Source organism: Allosphingosinicella sp. (assembly GCF_035626655.1).
Classification (GTDB): domain Bacteria; phylum Pseudomonadota; class Alphaproteobacteria; order Sphingomonadales; family Sphingomonadaceae; genus Allosphingosinicella.
Window position 1 is genome coordinate 161,605 of the sequence record NZ_DASPNF010000022.1, and the last position, 14,434, is coordinate 176,038.

At 68.9% G+C, this 14,434-nt stretch carries 18 protein-coding genes; 8 read left to right on the top strand and 10 right to left on the bottom strand.

Going from position 1 to position 14,434, the window contains the following annotated elements; all coding sequences use genetic code 11:
- Window positions 1-50: 50 nt before the first annotated feature.
- From VEC11_RS17640 to VEC11_RS17670, 7 genes are all read right to left on the bottom strand, one after another.
- Window positions 51-1,277, bottom strand: a complete 1,227-nt coding sequence (locus tag VEC11_RS17640; protein WP_464135353.1) for a M16 family metallopeptidase — start codon at window positions 1,275-1,277, stop codon at window positions 51-53.
- A gap of 21 nt (window positions 1,278-1,298) precedes the next feature.
- Window positions 1,299-1,919: an SURF1 family cytochrome oxidase biogenesis protein gene (locus tag VEC11_RS17645; RefSeq protein ID WP_464135356.1), complete on the bottom strand. Its 621-nt coding sequence runs from the start codon at window positions 1,917-1,919 to the stop codon at window positions 1,299-1,301.
- Window positions 1,916-2,296 (bottom strand): DUF983 domain-containing protein, encoded by a 381-nt coding sequence (locus tag VEC11_RS17650; protein ID WP_464135359.1) that lies wholly within the window; start codon window positions 2,294-2,296, stop codon window positions 1,916-1,918. The genes VEC11_RS17645 and VEC11_RS17650 overlap by 4 nt, the downstream gene beginning before the upstream one ends.
- 97 nt (window positions 2,297-2,393) lie before the next feature.
- Complete coding sequence (locus VEC11_RS17655) at window positions 2,394-3,227, bottom strand: cytochrome c oxidase subunit 3 (protein WP_464135363.1); 834 nt, start codon at window positions 3,225-3,227, stop codon at window positions 2,394-2,396.
- A gap of 62 nt (window positions 3,228-3,289) precedes the next feature.
- Complete coding sequence (locus VEC11_RS17660) at window positions 3,290-3,847, bottom strand: cytochrome c oxidase assembly protein (protein ID WP_464135366.1); 558 nt, start codon at window positions 3,845-3,847, stop codon at window positions 3,290-3,292.
- Window positions 3,844-3,978: a hypothetical protein gene (locus VEC11_RS17665; protein WP_464135369.1), complete on the bottom strand. Its 135-nt coding sequence runs from the start codon at window positions 3,976-3,978 to the stop codon at window positions 3,844-3,846. Before VEC11_RS17665 ends, VEC11_RS17660 begins: the two co-directional genes overlap by 4 nt.
- On the bottom strand, window positions 3,975-4,886 hold the full coding sequence (locus VEC11_RS17670; RefSeq protein WP_464135372.1) for a heme o synthase: 912 nt from the start codon (window positions 4,884-4,886) through the stop codon (window positions 3,975-3,977). The genes VEC11_RS17665 and VEC11_RS17670 overlap by 4 nt, the downstream gene beginning before the upstream one ends.
- A gap of 127 nt (window positions 4,887-5,013) precedes the next feature.
- Between VEC11_RS17670 and VEC11_RS17675 the strand changes: the two genes are divergently transcribed.
- Window positions 5,014-5,964 (top strand): bifunctional helix-turn-helix transcriptional regulator/GNAT family N-acetyltransferase, encoded by a 951-nt coding sequence (locus VEC11_RS17675; protein WP_464135375.1) that lies wholly within the window; start codon window positions 5,014-5,016, stop codon window positions 5,962-5,964.
- 55 nt (window positions 5,965-6,019) lie between these two features.
- Here the strand turns inward: VEC11_RS17675 and ctaD are convergent, their stop codons facing one another.
- A complete protein-coding gene (gene ctaD, locus VEC11_RS17680) occupies window positions 6,020-7,711 on the bottom strand; it encodes a cytochrome c oxidase subunit I (protein ID WP_464135377.1) in 1,692 nt (563 codons plus the stop codon).
- Window positions 7,712-7,726: 15 nt separating this feature from the next.
- Window positions 7,727-8,848 carry a cytochrome c oxidase subunit II gene (coxB, locus tag VEC11_RS17685; RefSeq protein ID WP_464135379.1) on the bottom strand — a complete coding sequence of 374 codons (1,122 nt, stop codon included), beginning with the start codon at window positions 8,846-8,848 and terminating at the stop codon, window positions 7,727-7,729.
- A 192-nt stretch (window positions 8,849-9,040) separates the two neighbouring features.
- Between coxB and pyrE the strand changes: the two genes are divergently transcribed.
- From pyrE to VEC11_RS17720, 7 genes are read left to right on the top strand one after another with little or no spacing between them, the layout of a single operon-like run.
- Window positions 9,041-9,625, top strand: coding sequence for an orotate phosphoribosyltransferase (gene pyrE / locus VEC11_RS17690; RefSeq protein ID WP_464135578.1), 585 nt, complete (start codon window positions 9,041-9,043; stop codon window positions 9,623-9,625).
- The gene (locus VEC11_RS17695) at window positions 9,622-10,026 is read left to right on the top strand and encodes a VOC family protein (RefSeq protein ID WP_464135382.1); all 405 of its coding nucleotides are present in this window, start codon (window positions 9,622-9,624) and stop codon (window positions 10,024-10,026) included. Before pyrE ends, VEC11_RS17695 begins: the two co-directional genes overlap by 4 nt.
- On the top strand, window positions 10,023-10,754 hold the full coding sequence (locus VEC11_RS17700; protein ID WP_464135384.1) for a pyridoxine 5'-phosphate synthase: 732 nt from the start codon (window positions 10,023-10,025) through the stop codon (window positions 10,752-10,754). The genes VEC11_RS17695 and VEC11_RS17700 overlap by 4 nt, the downstream gene beginning before the upstream one ends.
- Window positions 10,747-11,040, top strand: coding sequence for a hypothetical protein (locus VEC11_RS17705; RefSeq protein WP_464135386.1), 294 nt, complete (start codon window positions 10,747-10,749; stop codon window positions 11,038-11,040). Before VEC11_RS17700 ends, VEC11_RS17705 begins: the two co-directional genes overlap by 8 nt.
- Window positions 11,037-11,453: a holo-ACP synthase gene (gene acpS / locus VEC11_RS17710; RefSeq protein WP_464135389.1), complete on the top strand. Its 417-nt coding sequence runs from the start codon at window positions 11,037-11,039 to the stop codon at window positions 11,451-11,453. Before VEC11_RS17705 ends, acpS begins: the two co-directional genes overlap by 4 nt.
- Window positions 11,450-12,580: a signal peptidase I gene (gene lepB / locus VEC11_RS17715; RefSeq protein ID WP_464135391.1), complete on the top strand. Its 1,131-nt coding sequence runs from the start codon at window positions 11,450-11,452 to the stop codon at window positions 12,578-12,580. The genes acpS and lepB overlap by 4 nt, the downstream gene beginning before the upstream one ends.
- Window positions 12,577-13,773, top strand: a complete 1,197-nt coding sequence (locus tag VEC11_RS17720) for an AI-2E family transporter (RefSeq protein ID WP_464135393.1) — start codon at window positions 12,577-12,579, stop codon at window positions 13,771-13,773. The genes lepB and VEC11_RS17720 overlap by 4 nt, the downstream gene beginning before the upstream one ends.
- Before the next feature lie 3 nt (window positions 13,774-13,776).
- Here VEC11_RS17720 and VEC11_RS17725 read toward each other — a convergent pair whose 3' ends face one another.
- Window positions 13,777-14,406 (bottom strand): FKBP-type peptidyl-prolyl cis-trans isomerase, encoded by a 630-nt coding sequence (locus VEC11_RS17725; protein WP_464135395.1) that lies wholly within the window; start codon window positions 14,404-14,406, stop codon window positions 13,777-13,779.
- Window positions 14,407-14,434 lie beyond the last annotated feature (28 nt).

Genomic DNA, 14,434 nt, shown 5'->3' on the forward strand with positions numbered 1-14,434 from the left:
CAAAAGTGGCTACCGGTTTTGCGATCAGAAGGCGCTCCTCAAACGAATCCTCACGCGGCGCGGACTGCCGGCATGCCGATCGTGGCGCTGGCTTTCGGCCCGGCGAGCATCTTCGCCCCGGCGGCGCGGACCTGCTCGAGCGTCACCGCCTCCAGCTCGGCCACCACCTCGGCGGGCTCGACCAGGCGGCCCTTGATGCTCAGCTGACGGGCGACATAGGAGGCCTGCCCCCAGGAGGATTCGAGCGACATGAGCAGGCCGGCCTTGGCCTGCGCCCGCGCCCGGTCGAGTTCGCGCGGCGTCGCCGTGGCCGCCGCGTCGGCGACGACCTCGGCGATCAGGGCGGCCGCGGCGGCCGCCTCGCGGCGCGCGGTCGCGGCGTAGAAATAGAAGAGGCCGGCGTCGTCATAGGGCTGGAGCGAGGACCAGACCGAATAAGCCAGCCCCCGATCCTCACGCACCGCCTGGAACAGGCGCGAGGAGGCGCCGGAGCCGACGATGTCGCTGAACAGACGGGCGGGATAATAGTCGGCATCGTGAATGCCGGGCCCGGCATAGGCGGCGGCGAGATGCGCCTGCCCGGCCCTGGGGCTGCTTGTGCGGATGCCGCCGCCGAAGCGGGCGGGCTCGGCGGGGCGGGCCTTGCCCGCGGGCAGGCCGGCGAAGCGCGCCGCGGCGAGGCCAACCAGCGCCTCATGCTCGACCTTGCCCGCCGCGACCAGGGTGAGGCTGCCGGCCCTGTAATGCTCGCTCCGCCAGCCGTGCAGGTCCTCGACCGCGATGCCGCCGACGCTGTCCTCGTCGCCGAGGATCGAGCGGCCCAGGGGCTGGTCCGGCCAGGCCGCCAGCCAGAGGTCATCGAAGATGATGTCGCTCGGCGTGCCCTGCGCCTCGGCCAGCTCCTGCAGCACCACCTCCTTCTCGCGCGCCAGATCGTCGGCGGCGAAGCGGGGCCTCAGGATCATGTCCGAGATGAGCTCGATGCCGAGCGGCAGATGCTCGGCGATCAGGGAGGCGGTGAAGCTGGTCTGGTCGCGGTCGGTGCAGGCGTTGAGGTCGCCGCCCACATCCTCGATCGCCTCGCTGATCTCGCGCGCCGAGCGGTCGCCCGCGCCCTTGAACACCATATGCTCGAAGAGATGGGCGATGCCGTTGACCCGCGCCGGCTCGTGCCGCGAGCCCGCCTCGGCGAACAGGCCGACGGCGACCGTCTCCAGGCCGTCCATCGTCCGGCTGGCGACCTTGAGGCCGTTGTCCAATATGGTGAGCTTCATCATGGGAGCAGGGGATTTAGGCGCTCAGGGCTCCGGCGGCAATCTCGGCCGGTTCCGCTTCCTGAGCGCCAGCAGGTAGATCACCGTCGCCGCCGCCGCGAAGAAGAACCATTGCCAGGCGTAGAGCATATGGTTGTTGGCGATCGTGTCGGGCCCGGGCGGGCGGCTCGGCACGAGCGGCGGCGCGGCGGTTGCGGCGGTCAGCGTGATCGGGCCGTCCGCCTCCACCAGGCTCAGCCGTCCGGCGACGATCCCGCCGAGCGACAGCCGCCGCACCGCGTCCGGCCGCGTCGCCCAGCCCGCATTGATCCGGAGCCGCCCCGCCGGCCCCGACGCGCCCGGACGGCAGGGAATGGTGAAGGCCTGGCCGGTGACGTCCGCCAGGTTCCGCCCCGCCCGCGCCTCGACCGGCACGTCGCGCGCGTCGCAGCTGACCAGGGCGCGGCGGAAGGAGAGCTCGGGCAGCGGCCGCCCGCTCGCGAGCAACGGATCGAGGTCCACCGCCGGCAGCGCCATCGCCCGCGCATAATCGGCGAGCAGGGCCTCCTTCCAGGCGGCGCGCTGCAGCTGCCAGACGCCGAGGCCGATCATCGTCAGCACCGCGGCTGCGACGATGATGGTGGGGATGAGGGGCAGTCGCTTCACGGCCGGTCCTTGAGCCGGCCCTCGCGGGCGCCGCGCTGATATTCGAGCGCGAGCAGGAGGCCCTTGCCGATCCGGAGCAGGCCGACGGTGAGCGCGGCCGCGAGCGGCAGCCAGAGCAGGATGTGCACCCAGAAAGGCGGGGCGAAGCGGAGCTCGACCCAGATCGCCAGGGCAACCACCAGCCCGCCGACGATGAAGATCAGGAAGGCGGCCGGCCCGTCGCCGACGTTGAAGCTGGCGAAGTCCAGCCCGCAGGCCCGGCAACTCGGCTGAAAGCCTGCCAGCCCCCTGAACAGGGGCGCGTTGCCGCAGCGCGGGCAGATGCCGCGCAGCGCCGCGACGAAGGGCGTGGGCTGGGTCGGCGCGTGCTCACTCATATCGTCATTCCGGCGGCAGCCGGAATCTCACTTCTTCCGAGCCGAAGGCAGGGAGATTCCAGCCTTCGCTGGAACGACGGGACGCCCGTCTTCCGCCCTAGTGATAGGCCGCGCCCCAGCCGCCCCAGACATAGATGCACAGGAACAGGAACAGCCAGACGACGTCGACGAAATGCCAGTACCAGGCGGCCGCCTCGAAGCCGAAATGCTGCTGCGGCCTGAAATGGCCCTTATAGGCCCTGACCAGGCAGACGATCAGGAAGATCGTGCCGACGATGACATGGAAGCCGTGGAAGCCCGTCGCCATCATGAAGGTCGAGCCGTATATATTGGCGCCGTCCGCCGGCTCGCCAACGAACAGGAAGGGCGCGTGATAATATTCATAGGCCTGGATGCTGGTGAACAGCAGGCCGAGCCCGATCGTCGCCCAAAGGCCCTTGATCAGCCCGTCCCGATGACCGTTGATCAGGGCGTGATGAGCCCAGGTGACGGTGCAGCCCGAGCAGAGCAGGATCATCGTGTTCAGCAGCGGGAAGCCGAACGGATCGAGCACGTGCATGCCCTCGGGCGGCCAGGTCCCGCCCACTGCCTCGATCGTCGAGGGGAAGAGGGCGGCGGCGAAATAGGCCCAGAACCAGGCGACGAAGAACATCACCTCCGAGGCGATGAACAGGATCATGCCGTAGCGCAGGTGGAGCTGGACGATCGGCGTGTGATCCCCGCCATGCGCTTCCTTGATCACGTCCGCCCACCAGGAGAACATCGTGAAAGCGACGCCGATCAGGCCGGCGCCGACGACATAGGGGCCGGCCTGGAAATCGTGCATCCAGAGCACCAGGCCGGAAAAGAGTGCCAAAGCCGCAATGGAGCCGACCAGCGGCCAGATGCTCGGATTGACGATATGATATTGGTGGTTCTTCGCTCCGGCCATTCGTCCGTTCCCTGTTCACGTCCTTCGCCCGCGGGTTGGGCCCGCGCGGCGGTCATGGGTCTCTATCTCGCCGCTGCCGCCCGGTCCACCTTGTAAAAGGTGTAGGAGAGCGTGATCTCGCTGATGTTGCGCGCGTCCGGATCGTTGAGGATCGCCGGGTCGACGTAGAAGGTCACCGGCATGCGCACCTCCTGGAAGGGCTGCAGCGTCTGCTCCTCGAAGCAGAAGCAGTGGATCTTGGTGAAGTAGCGCCCGGCCTGCGCCGGCGTCACGTTGAAGCTGGCCTGCCCGGTCACCGGCACGCCCGAATCGTTGCGCGCCGTGTAGAAGGCGATGTTCCGCGAGCCGATCGGGATGGTGCGGTGCACCTCCTCGGCGCGGAAGCGCCAGGGCAATTGCGCATCCGTATTGGCGTCGAAGCGGATCGAGATGGTGCGCGCCGTCGCGCCCGGTGCCTCGGCGCCGACCGCGACCTGCGGGGTGCCGCCGAAGCCGGTCACCTGGCAGAAGAGGCGGTAGAGCGGGACGCTGGCATAGGCGACGCCGACCATGCCGAAGACGATCGCGAACATGAGAACGCCGGTGCGCGCGTTGCGGCTCAGATTCCGGTACCAGCTCATCCGCCGTACAGCCCCATCTTGGCGATGCTGACCGCATAGACCAAGGCCGCGAAGGCGAGCAGCAGCACCGCCATCACCACCGCGCGGCTCTTCTGGCGGCGCCGGACCTCCTCCTCGTCCTGCGGGGTCACAGGCCGATCCACCTGTCGGCCACCAGCGCGCCGAAAATGGCGAAGAGATAGAGGATGGAGAAAGCGAACAGCCTTTTCTCGGGGCCCATCTCCTTCGGCTCGGTCGCGCGATTGAGCGAGACCTGCACCGCGAGCAAGGCGAAGACCGCGCTCAGCGCGATCGCGGCGATACCGTAGACCGCGCCCGTCAGGTGCAAGGCCCAGGGGGCCACGGCGGCGGCGATCATCGGGGCGGTGTAGAGCAGGATCTGGACCCGCGTCGCCTTCGCCCCCGCCACCACCGGCAGCATCGGCACGCCCGCATTGGCATAATCGGTGCGGACGAACAGGGAGAGCGCCCAGAAATGCGGCGGCGTCCAGAGGAAGATCAGCGAGAAGAGCAGGACCGGCAGCAGGGTCACGTCGCCGGTCGCCGCCGCCCAGCCGATCACCGGCGGGAAGGCGCCGGCGGCGCCGCCGATCACGATATTCTGCGGCGTCCGCCGCTTCAGCCAGATCGTGTAGACGAAGACGTAGAAGAGGATGGAGACGGCGAGGATGCCGGCCGCCACCCAGTTCGTGGCCACCCCCATCAGCAGCACCGAGAAGAAGGAGAGGCCGACGCCGAAGTGGAGTGCGCTCGCGCGGTCCATCCGGCCGGCCGGCAGCGGCCGCGAGGCGGTCCGCTTCATCTGCGCGTCGATGTCCGCCTCGTACCACATGTTGAGCGCCGCCGCGGCGCCCGCGCCGAGCGCGATGCAGAGGATGGCGGCAAAGGCCAGGGCCGGCGGCAGCCGTACCGGCGCCACGAGCAGCCCGCACAGGCCGGTGAAGACGACGAGCGTCATCACCCGGGGCTTGGTCAGCGCCAGGAAGTCCCGCCAGTCGGCGGGCATGGCCGCGGGAAGGCTGTGCGTCACAGTGTTCATGAGTCTGCGCGCCTATAGGAGGAAGCAGCGCGAGAGGGAAGGGCCGGGGCGACCCCGGTGGCAACGCTATTGACCAAGGAGGGCAAGGATGGAATAACCGGATATATAACATGCTATGGAATTGCGCATGGCGACCGACATCCTGCACGAGCTCGGCCCCGTCTTCCTCGGCAGCCGGCTGAAGCGGCTGGCCGAGCGGATGCAGGCCGGTGCGGCCCGGATCCTCGCCGAAGCCGGCCTTCCGTTGCAGCCGGCCCAGGCGCCCCTGCTCGCCGCGCTCGAGCGCGGGCCGATGACGGTCGGCGAGCTGGTCGAGACCGTGGGCTACAGCCAGCCCGCAATCACCCGCGCCGCGGGCCAGCTCGTCGCTTTGGGCCTGGTCCGCGCGGAGCGCGGCGGCGACCAGCGTCGCCGCACGCTCTCGCTCACGCCCGAGGGCGAGATGGCGATGGCGCGGATCCGGCGGCTGGTCTGGCCGCGCGTCGGCCAGGCGGTGACCGGGATGCTGGACGGCCTGTCCGGGCCCCTGCTCGAGCAGATTGCCGGGATCGAGGCGGCGCTGGCCGAGCGGCCGCTCGACGCGCGGGTCGCGGCGATCGCGCCGGCCGGGCTCGTCATCAGGAACTTCGAGGACAGCCTCGCCACCGCCTTCCATGACATCAATGAGGAATGGGTCACCGCCATGTTCCGGATGGAGCCGGCCGACCGCGAGGTGCTCGAGCAGCCGCGCGCGCGGATCGTCGAGCCGGGCGGGGCCATCCTGTTCGTCGAGGCGCCCGGCCTCGGCGTGATCGGCACCTGCGCCCTGCGCAAGGAGGCCGAGGGCGTGTTCGAGCTCACCAAGATGGCGGTGCGCGCCGCCGCGCGCGGCCTCAAGGCCGGCGAGTTCCTGCTCGAGGCGACGATCGCCCGGGCGCAGGAGCTGGGCGCCGAGACCCTCTATCTGCTGACCAACAGCGACTGCGCCGCCGCCATCCATCTCTACGAGAAGAACGGCTTCGTCCATGATGCCGGGATCATGGCCCGCTACGGCGCCCGCTACGCCCGCTGCAACGTCGCCATGCGCTACGTCGGCTGAACGAAAAACGCCCCGGCTTTCACCGGGGCGCTTCGTTTCGATCCGGTGCCGCGGATCAGTCGACCTTGGGCAGGGTCTCGAACTGGTGGAAGGGCGGCGGGCTGGACAGCGTCCATTCGAGCGTCGTCGCGCCCTCGCCCCAGGGATTGTCCTCGGCCTTCCGGCCCGCGAACAGCGACCAGAAGACGTTCACGAAGAAGAAGATCATGCCGACGGCCATCACCACATAGCCGATCGAGGCCAGGTGGTTGGTCGGGCCGAAGGCGTCCGCATAATCGGGGGTACGGCGCTGCTGGCCCTCCCAGCCGAGCACGTGCATCGGGAAGAACAGGATGTTCACGCCGATGAAGAAGGTCCAGAAATGGAGCTGCCCGAGCAGCTCGTTATAGTTCTTCCCCCACATCTTGCCGAACCAGTAATAGAAACCGGCGAAGAGCGAGAAGACGGCGCCGAGCGACAGCACATAGTGGAAGTGCGCGACGACATAATAGGTGTCGTGCATCACCGTATCGACGCCCGCATTGGCGAGCACCACGCCGGTGACGCCGCCGACCGTGAACATGAAGATGAAGCCCAAGGCCCAGAGCATCGGCGTCTGGAAGGTCAGCGAGCCGCCCCACATGGTCGCGATCCAGGAGAAGATCTTGATGCCCGTGGGCACCGCGATCACCATCGTCGCCGCGGTGAAGTACATCTTCGTGTTCACGTCCATACCGACGGTGAACATGTGGTGCGCCCAGACGACGAAGCCGATCACGCCGATCGCGACCATCGCATAGGCCATGCCGAGATAGCCGAAGACCGGCTTGCGGCTGAACGTGGCGATGATCTGGCTGACCATGCCGAAGCCCGGCAGGATCATGATGTAGACCTCGGGATGGCCGAAGAACCAGAAGAGGTGCTGGTAGAGGACGGGATCGCCGCCGCCGGCCGCGTCGAAGAAATGCGTGCTGAAATTGCGGTCGGTGAGCAGCATGGTGATCGCGCCGGCCAGTACCGGAAGCGCCAGCAGCAGCAGGAAGGCGGTGACCAGGATCGACCAGACGAACAAAGGCATTTTGTGCAGGGTCATGCCCGGCGCGCGCATGTTGAAGATGGTCGTGATGAAGTTGACCGCGCCCAGGATCGAGCTGGCGCCCGCAAGGTGCAGCGCGAAGATCGCCATGTCGACCGCCGGCCCCTGCGAGAAGGTGGTCGAGAGCGGCGCATAGACCGTCCAGCCGACGCCGGCGCCGAGGCCGCTGACGCTGCCCGGCACGAACTGGCTGCCGAGCAGCAGCAGGAAGGCGGGCGGCAGCAGCCAGAAGGAGATGTTGTTCATGCGCGGGAAGGCCATGTCCGGCGCCCCGATCATGATCGGCACGAACCAGTTGCCGAAGCCGCCGATCATCGCCGGCATGACCATGAAGAAGACCATGATCAGGCCGTGCGCCGAAATCAGCACGTTCCACAGGTGCAGGGCCTCGTCGGGATTGGCGGCGGGCCTGCCGACCAGGTCGTGGATCGCATTGGCCCACTGGCCGAGATACTGGATGCCCGGCTCGGCAAGCTCGAGCCGCATCAGGCCCGAGATCGCGCCGCCGATGATCCCCGCGACGATCGCGAAGATCAGGTAGAGCGTGCCGATGTCCTTGTGGTTCGTCGACATGAACCAGCGGACGAAAAAGCCCGGCTTGTGGTCGGCGTCATGATGCGCGTCATGGGCCTGGGCCTCGAAATGGACGGCATTTGCGGTGGTGTCGGTCATATCTGTCTCGCCGTCCTAGCGGTTGGTCGTCGCGCTTTGATTAGTAGTGGCCGGCGCCTCCGCGCCCGCCGTGACATTGCCCGTCGGTGCGGTCGACGCCGCGGTCGCGGTGGCCGGCGGGGCTGCGGCAGCGGCCGGCGCGGGGGCGGCGGCCGTCGCATTGCCCTCGGCGCCGCCCGGGGCCGCCAGATGGCCGCCGCGCGAGAGCACCCACTGGTTGAAGCGCTCGCGGCTCACCACCTCGACGGCGATCGGCATATAGCCGTGCTGGGCCCCGCACAGCTCGTAGCAGACGCCGTAATAGACGCCCTCGCGGTCGGCGCGGAACCAGGTCTCGTTGAGCCGGCCCGGGACCGCGTCGATCTTGGTCCAGAAGGCAGGGACGCCGAAGGCGTGGATCACGTCGTTCGAGGTGACGATCAGCTTCACGACCGCACCAACCGGGACGACCATGCGATTGTCCACGCCGAGCTGGCGGGGTTCGCCGCGCGCCCGGGCGTCGGCGTCCGGGAGAATGCGCGAGGTCAGGGTCACGCCATTGTCGGGATATTCGTAATCCCAATACCATTGGTTGCCGATCACCTTGACCGTGAGGTCGGCGCGCGGCGGATCATATTGGTGGGCGAGCAGCCGGATCGACGGCACGGCGATCACCACCAGGATCAGCACCGGCACCAAAGTCCAGATCACCTCGAGCGTCGTATTGTGGGTGTTGCGCGAGGGCGTCGGATTGGCGCCGCGCCGGTAGCGGATGATCACCCAGAACAGCAGCAGCAGCACGAAGGCCGAGATCACGATGATCAGCGGCATCAGGATCTTGTCGTGGAACCAGGCCGCCTCCTGGCCGATCGGCGTCACCTGCTCCTGCAGGCCCCAGCGGCCGTCGGGCTGGCCGAGGCCGGGGGTCGGCGCGAGGCTCGGCGGGGCAGCGGGAGCCGCGGCATTGGCGGCGGGCGCGGCGGCGGCCTCGTTGCCGGCGGTGGGGGCCGGCGCTGGCGCCGCAGCCGGGGCGGGGGCCGTCGCCGCAGCCGTCGGGGCGGGCGCTGCCACATTGGCCGTTGCAGGTGCCTGGGCGGATGCGCCGGTCGCCAGCCCGAAAGCGGTGGCGATGGCGGCAAACTTGAAAAGAATCTTCATCTAAACCCCTGTGAGCCGCCCGGAAGCGGTTGGATTCGGCGCCTCTGGGGGGCGCTCCGCGCCGGCCTTATAGGCAGGGGATCATGGTCCCTCAAGCCCGTCGCGTACGGCAATCTTGCCACCGGCTGAACGCTTGATGGCACCGCCCCGCTCCCTTATGCGATGGGGGCCCATCAGCAGCAGAAGATCAGCATGACCGAGGACGAGGTTCTGGCCGAATTCCGCGCCGCAGGCGCGCTCATGGAGGGTCACTTCATCCTTTCCTCGGGGCTGCGCTCGCCCGTCTTCCTGCAGAAGATGCGGATCTTCGAGGATCCGCCCCGGGCCGAGCGGCTCTGCCGCGCGCTCGGCGAAGCGGTGACCGCGCGCTTCGGCAAGGTCGATCTCGTCGTCAGTCCCGCCATCGGCGGCATCATCCCCGGCTACGAGACGGCGCGGGCCTTGGGCTGCAAGGGCATCTTCGTCGAGCGCGAGGGCGCCGACTTCGCGCTGCGCCGCGGCTTCGAGATTCCCGCGGGCGCGCGCGTCCTCGTCGTCGAGGACATCGTCTCGACCGGCAAGTCGCTCAGGGAATGCCTCGCCGTGGTCCGCTCCTGTCCGGGCGAGATATTGGGCGCCGCCTGCCTGATCGACCGCTCGGGCGGCCGCGCCGAGCTCGGCGTGCCGCTGGTCGCGCTCGCCACAGTCGACTTCCCGGCCTATCCAGCCGACGCGCTGCCGCCGGAGCTCGCCGCCATTCCCGCCGAGAAGCCGGGGAGCCGCAAGGTCTTCGCGTGACCGACGCGCCGATCTTCCACCTCTCCTTCCCCGTACGCGATCTGGAGGAAAGCCTGGCTTACTATACGGAGACGCTGGGCGCGGTTCCGGGGCGGCGCGAGGCAGCGTGGGCGGATATCGCCCTGTTCGGCGCCCAGCTGACCTTGCAGCACCGGCCCGGCGACGTGCTCGATCCGATGCCGCGCTCGCGCCATTTCGGCGCGACCCTCACCTGGCGTGAATGGGAAGATCTCGTCGGCAGGCTGGGCGATTTCGTCGAGCCGCCCCATATCGACCATCGTGGGACCGAGCGCGAGCAGGCGAAGGCGATGGTACAGGATCCGAGCGGCAATCTGATCGAGCTTAAGGCCTACCGGCAGCCCGGGGCCGTGCTCGGCCCGCTGGCGGGGCGGCGCGCATGACCGGCCATCTCCGCCTCGGCGTCAATATCGACCATGTCGCGACGATCAGGAACGCGCGCGGCGGCGCCTATCCGGACCCGATCCGCGCTGCCCTCGTGGCGCAGGAGGCCGGCGCCGACGGCATCACGGCCCATCTGCGCGAGGACCGGCGGCACATCATCGACGAGGATATCGCCCATCTGATCGGCGCGATCGCGCTGCCGCTCAACATGGAGATGGCGGCGACCGAGGAGATGGTGGCGCTCGCCCTGCGCCATCGCCCGCACGCCGCCTGCATCGTCCCGGAGCGGCGCGAGGAGGTGACCACCGAGGGCGGGCTCGACGCCTTCGGCCAGCATAATCACCTGCAGCCTTTGATCTCGCGCCTCGCCGATGCCGGCATCCGCGTCTCCCTGTTCATCGAGCCCGACCCGCGCCAGATCGAGGCGGCGATGCTGCTCGGCGCCCCGGTCGTCGAATTCCACACCGGCCGCTACGCCCATGCCGAGGGCGAGGCGCGCGCCGCCGAGCTGCGTCGCATTGCCGATGCCGCCGCGCTCGCGGTGAAGAACGGCATCGAGCCCCATGCCGGCCACGGCCTCACCTACGACAATGTCCAGCCGATCGCCGCCATCCCGCAGATCGCCGAGCTCAATATCGGCCATTTCCTGATCGGCGAGGCGATTTTCTGCGGGCTCGATGCGAGCGTCAGGCGAATGCGCGCGCTGATGGACGAGGCGCGTGGATAAGCGAAAGCTCTTCGTCTTTGCCGCAGTCGTTGCGGCGATCGTGACGACGCTGGCGGCGCTCGCGACGACAATATCGCGCGCAATTCACAAGATCAGCCCTGAGCTTGCCCGGACATTGAAGCCAATCTTTCTCTACGAAGCACTGCCCGCAATGGCACTGGGCGGGCTCGTCATTTGCGTTGCGGTAGCTCTGTCGGAACGGCGCATGCCATTCGCAATCGTACTTCTGGCGGCTGCCCCAATAGTGGCGTGGATAGCCGGACTCATGATGTCGGTACTGCAATGACGATTATCGGCATCGGCTCCGACCTCTGCAATATCGAGCGGATCCAGCACTCGCTCGACCGGTTCGGCGAGCGCTTCCTCAACCGCGTCTTCACCGACACCGAGCGCGCGCGCGCCGAGAAGCGCCCGTTCACCCGCGCCGGCACCTATGCCAAACGCTTCGCCGCGAAGGAGGCCTATTCCAAGGCGGTCGGCACCGGCTTCAGGCGCGGCGTCTACATGAAGGATATCGGCGTCTCGAACCTGCCGTCGGGCGCGCCGACCCTCGTCCTGACGGGTGGGGCGAAGGAGAGGCTTGACGCCTTGGTCCCGCCGGGCCACGCGGCGCGGATACATTTGACGATGACCGACGACCATCCCTTCGCCATGGCCGTCGTGATCATCGAGGCGATGCCCGAGGAGCCTGGGATTTGACCGACGACGACCGCCAGCGCGCGGCCGAAACCCCTGCCGGGGGCGCCGAGGGCGTGCCTTCGCCCGCGGCGGGCACCGATCCCTCCGCGGCCGCCGATCTCCACGCCGCCCCGGACGCCGCCCCCGCCGTCCCCCCGGGAGGCGAGCCGTCGCTTGCCGGGACCGAGCCCGGCCCTGAAGGCGAGGCGACGCCTGCGGACCCCGAGCCCGCGCAGGGCAGGAAGAAAAAGAAGCGCGACAACACCTGGTGGGACGACCTCAAGGCGATCCTGTGGCTGCTTCTTGCCGTGCTTCTGTTTCACTCCTGCGTGGCCAAGCCCTTCTACATCCCGTCGGAATCGATGATGCCCGGGCTGCTCAAGGGCGACCGGCTGGTGGTCAGCAAATTCCCCTATGGCTGGTCCTGGGTCTCGCCGAGCTTCCACATCTTCCCGCACTGGGAGGGCCGGATCTGGGGGGCGATGCCGCGGCGGGGCGACATCGTCATCGTCACCCCGCGCAACAGCAGCTCGGACTATATCAAGCGCGTGATCGGCCTGCCCGGCGACACCATCCAGCTGATCGCCGGCCAGGTCTTCCTCAACGGCCGGCCGCTGCGCCGCGAGGAGCGGCCGCCGACGATGATCCCGGTCGACGCCAACGTCCCCTGCGGGATCGACGAGCCCGAAGGCTCCGAGGGCCGCCGCTTCCTGTTCCGTGGCACGGGCGGCCGCTGGTATTGCCGCCTGCCGGTCTTCCGCGAGTATATTCCCGACGGCAGCGAGCTGCGCGCCTATGACACGATCGACGGCGGCTACACGACCGCGGACGATTTCCCGCTCTACCGCGTGCCCGCGGGCCATGTCTTCCTGATGGGCGACAATCGCGACGACAGCGCCGACAGCCGGGTCTCCGAGGACCGCAGCGGCCTGGGCGGCGCGGTGCCCTGGGAGAATATCGGCGGCCGCGCCGAGTTCATCACCTTCTCGCTTGACGGCAGCTCCTCCTACTGGAACCCGGTCAGCTGGTTCACCGCCCTGCGCGGCGGCCGCGCCGGCACCTCGCTGCACCCGTCGAGCGCGCCGCAGACTGCAGGGCAGGACCAGGGGCAGAATCAGAACCGGAACCAGGGGGCGCCAAGACCATGACCATCACTCCACCGGGCGTCCAGGAAGGCGATCCCGTCGAGCTCGACCAGGCCGGCCCGATCGAGTTTCGCGATCCGATCGTCCGCAAGGAGCTGAAGAAGGCCATGGTCTGGGCCGGCGTCGTGCTCCTCATCCTCGGCGTGATCGTGCTCGCCGAGCCGCTGCTCCTGATCTTCGCCGGCATCGTGCTGGCGGCGATGCTGGACGGCGGCACCCGCCTGCTCGGCCGGGTGCTGCCGATCGGCCGCGGCTGGCGCCTCGCCATCGTCACCATTGCGGCGATCGGCTTCATCGTCTGGACCTTCTATTATGCGGGGACGGAGCTTGTCGGCCAGGCCGAGCGGCTGCGCGAGGCGGTGACCCTGCAGGCCAACCGCATCCTCGCCTGGGCGAACTCCATGCACCTGTTCGAGGGCGGCATCGACCTGCAGCAGATCGGCAGCCAGGTGATGGGCTCGCTCGGCCGGCTCGGCTCGGCGGTGTCGAGCGCGCTCGGCGCGGTGACCAGCGCGGTGATGATCCTCGTCATCGGCATCTTCATCGCTGCCGAGCCCAGGCTCTACCAGCGCGGCGTCGCCTGGATGCTGCCGAGCGACAGCCGCGACCGCTTCTTCCGCACTGCCGAGCGGATGGGCCATGTCATGCGCCGGCTGATGGCCGGCCGCCTGATCGGCATGGCGGTGGAGGGCGTCGGCACCTGGCTTTTGCTCTGGCTCGGCGGCGTGCCGATGGCGGCCCTGCTCGGCATCCTCACCGGCCTGCTCGCCTTCCTCCCCAATATCGGCGCGATCATCTCGGGCGTGCTGATCATCCTCGCCGGTTTCTCGGTCAGCGTCGACGCGGGCCTCTGGGCGATCGGCGTCTATTTCGTGGTGCAGACCGTCGATGGCTATCTGATCGTGCCCTATGTCGCCAAGAAGACGGTCGACATGGCGCCCGCGCTCGTGCTGGGCGCGCAGCTGCTCGCCGGCGCCCTGTTCGGGCTGATCGGGCTGATGCTCGCCGACCCGCTGGTGGCAATGATCAAGACCGCGCTGGAGCAGAAGTCGGACGACGACCAGGCCGAGGCGGAAGCGGAGGCGGCGCGGGAGCGTGAGGAAGCGGCGGCAGCGGTCGCCGCCATGGCCGCGGCCGCGGCGGCGGCCCCGCCGAATAAACGGCGCTTCTGGCGGCGCCGGCGCGCCGAGGGCTGAGGCTCAGCGGCCGCCCGCGGGCGGCGTCGCACCGGGCGCCGGGGCGCCGGACGGAGGCGCGCCGGGCCCGCCTGACGGCGGCGTTGCGCCCTGCTGCTGCTGCATCATTTGCTGCTGCTGCATCATCTGCCGGATGCGGCCCATCTGGTAAGCGGAGGCCTGGCCCGGATCGACCTGCAGCACCTGGGTCTCGAACAGCAAGGTGTCGTTCTCGGAGAATCCGGCCTGCGGCGGGATCGGCTGACCCGCCGCGACCACGCGCGCCGGCACCGATACGATATAATGGCCGCGGGCGCGCATCTGCTGGACACCCTCGGCAAAGCCGGCCGGAAGATCCTGGACGGTGCCCACGAACGGCTCCCGGCCGGAATCCCGGAACGGCGTCGCCTCGGGGTCGTTCACCCGGATCACGAAGCGCATCGCGACCACGTCCGCCGGCGTGATCGCCGGGCCGGTGCCCTGGCGGACGGCCCTGACCGTCACGCCTGAGTCGAGCGTCGTGAGCTGCATGCCGCGCGTCCCCCACCAGGCGAGGCCCGCGGCGAGAGCGACGAGCAGGGCCAGCGCGATCCACAATTTGAGCACGCTGCCTTTGGCGAGCGGGCGAAGCGGGACAGCGGTGACAGCGGACATGGCGGGCTCCCCGGCGAGATGTGCCCCA

What these genes read in the sequence shown, in the direction of transcription:
- VEC11_RS17640 (WP_464135353.1), bottom strand. Translation starts at nt 1,277, where the DNA reads ATGATGAAGCTCACCATATTGGACAACGGCCTCAAGGTCGCCAGCCGG.
- VEC11_RS17650 (WP_464135359.1), bottom strand. Translation starts at nt 2,296, where the DNA reads ATGAGTGAGCACGCGCCGACCCAGCCCACGCCCTTCGTCGCGGCGCTG.
- VEC11_RS17655 (WP_464135363.1), bottom strand. Translation starts at nt 3,227, where the DNA reads ATGGCCGGAGCGAAGAACCACCAATATCATATCGTCAATCCGAGCATC.
- VEC11_RS17660 (WP_464135366.1), bottom strand. Translation starts at nt 3,847, where the DNA reads ATGAGCTGGTACCGGAATCTGAGCCGCAACGCGCGCACCGGCGTTCTC.
- VEC11_RS17670 (WP_464135372.1), bottom strand. Translation starts at nt 4,886, where the DNA reads ATGAACACTGTGACGCACAGCCTTCCCGCGGCCATGCCCGCCGACTGG.
- VEC11_RS17675 (WP_464135375.1), top strand. Translation starts at nt 5,014, where the DNA reads ATGGCGACCGACATCCTGCACGAGCTCGGCCCCGTCTTCCTCGGCAGC.
- ctaD (WP_464135377.1), bottom strand. Translation starts at nt 7,711, where the DNA reads ATGACCGACACCACCGCAAATGCCGTCCATTTCGAGGCCCAGGCCCAT.
- coxB (WP_464135379.1), bottom strand. Translation starts at nt 8,848, where the DNA reads ATGAAGATTCTTTTCAAGTTTGCCGCCATCGCCACCGCTTTCGGGCTG.
- pyrE (WP_464135578.1), top strand. Translation starts at nt 9,041, where the DNA reads ATGACCGAGGACGAGGTTCTGGCCGAATTCCGCGCCGCAGGCGCGCTC.
- VEC11_RS17700 (WP_464135384.1), top strand. Translation starts at nt 10,023, where the DNA reads ATGACCGGCCATCTCCGCCTCGGCGTCAATATCGACCATGTCGCGACG.
- acpS (WP_464135389.1), top strand. Translation starts at nt 11,037, where the DNA reads ATGACGATTATCGGCATCGGCTCCGACCTCTGCAATATCGAGCGGATC.
- VEC11_RS17720 (WP_464135393.1), top strand. Translation starts at nt 12,577, where the DNA reads ATGACCATCACTCCACCGGGCGTCCAGGAAGGCGATCCCGTCGAGCTC.
- VEC11_RS17725 (WP_464135395.1), bottom strand. Translation starts at nt 14,406, where the DNA reads ATGTCCGCTGTCACCGCTGTCCCGCTTCGCCCGCTCGCCAAAGGCAGC.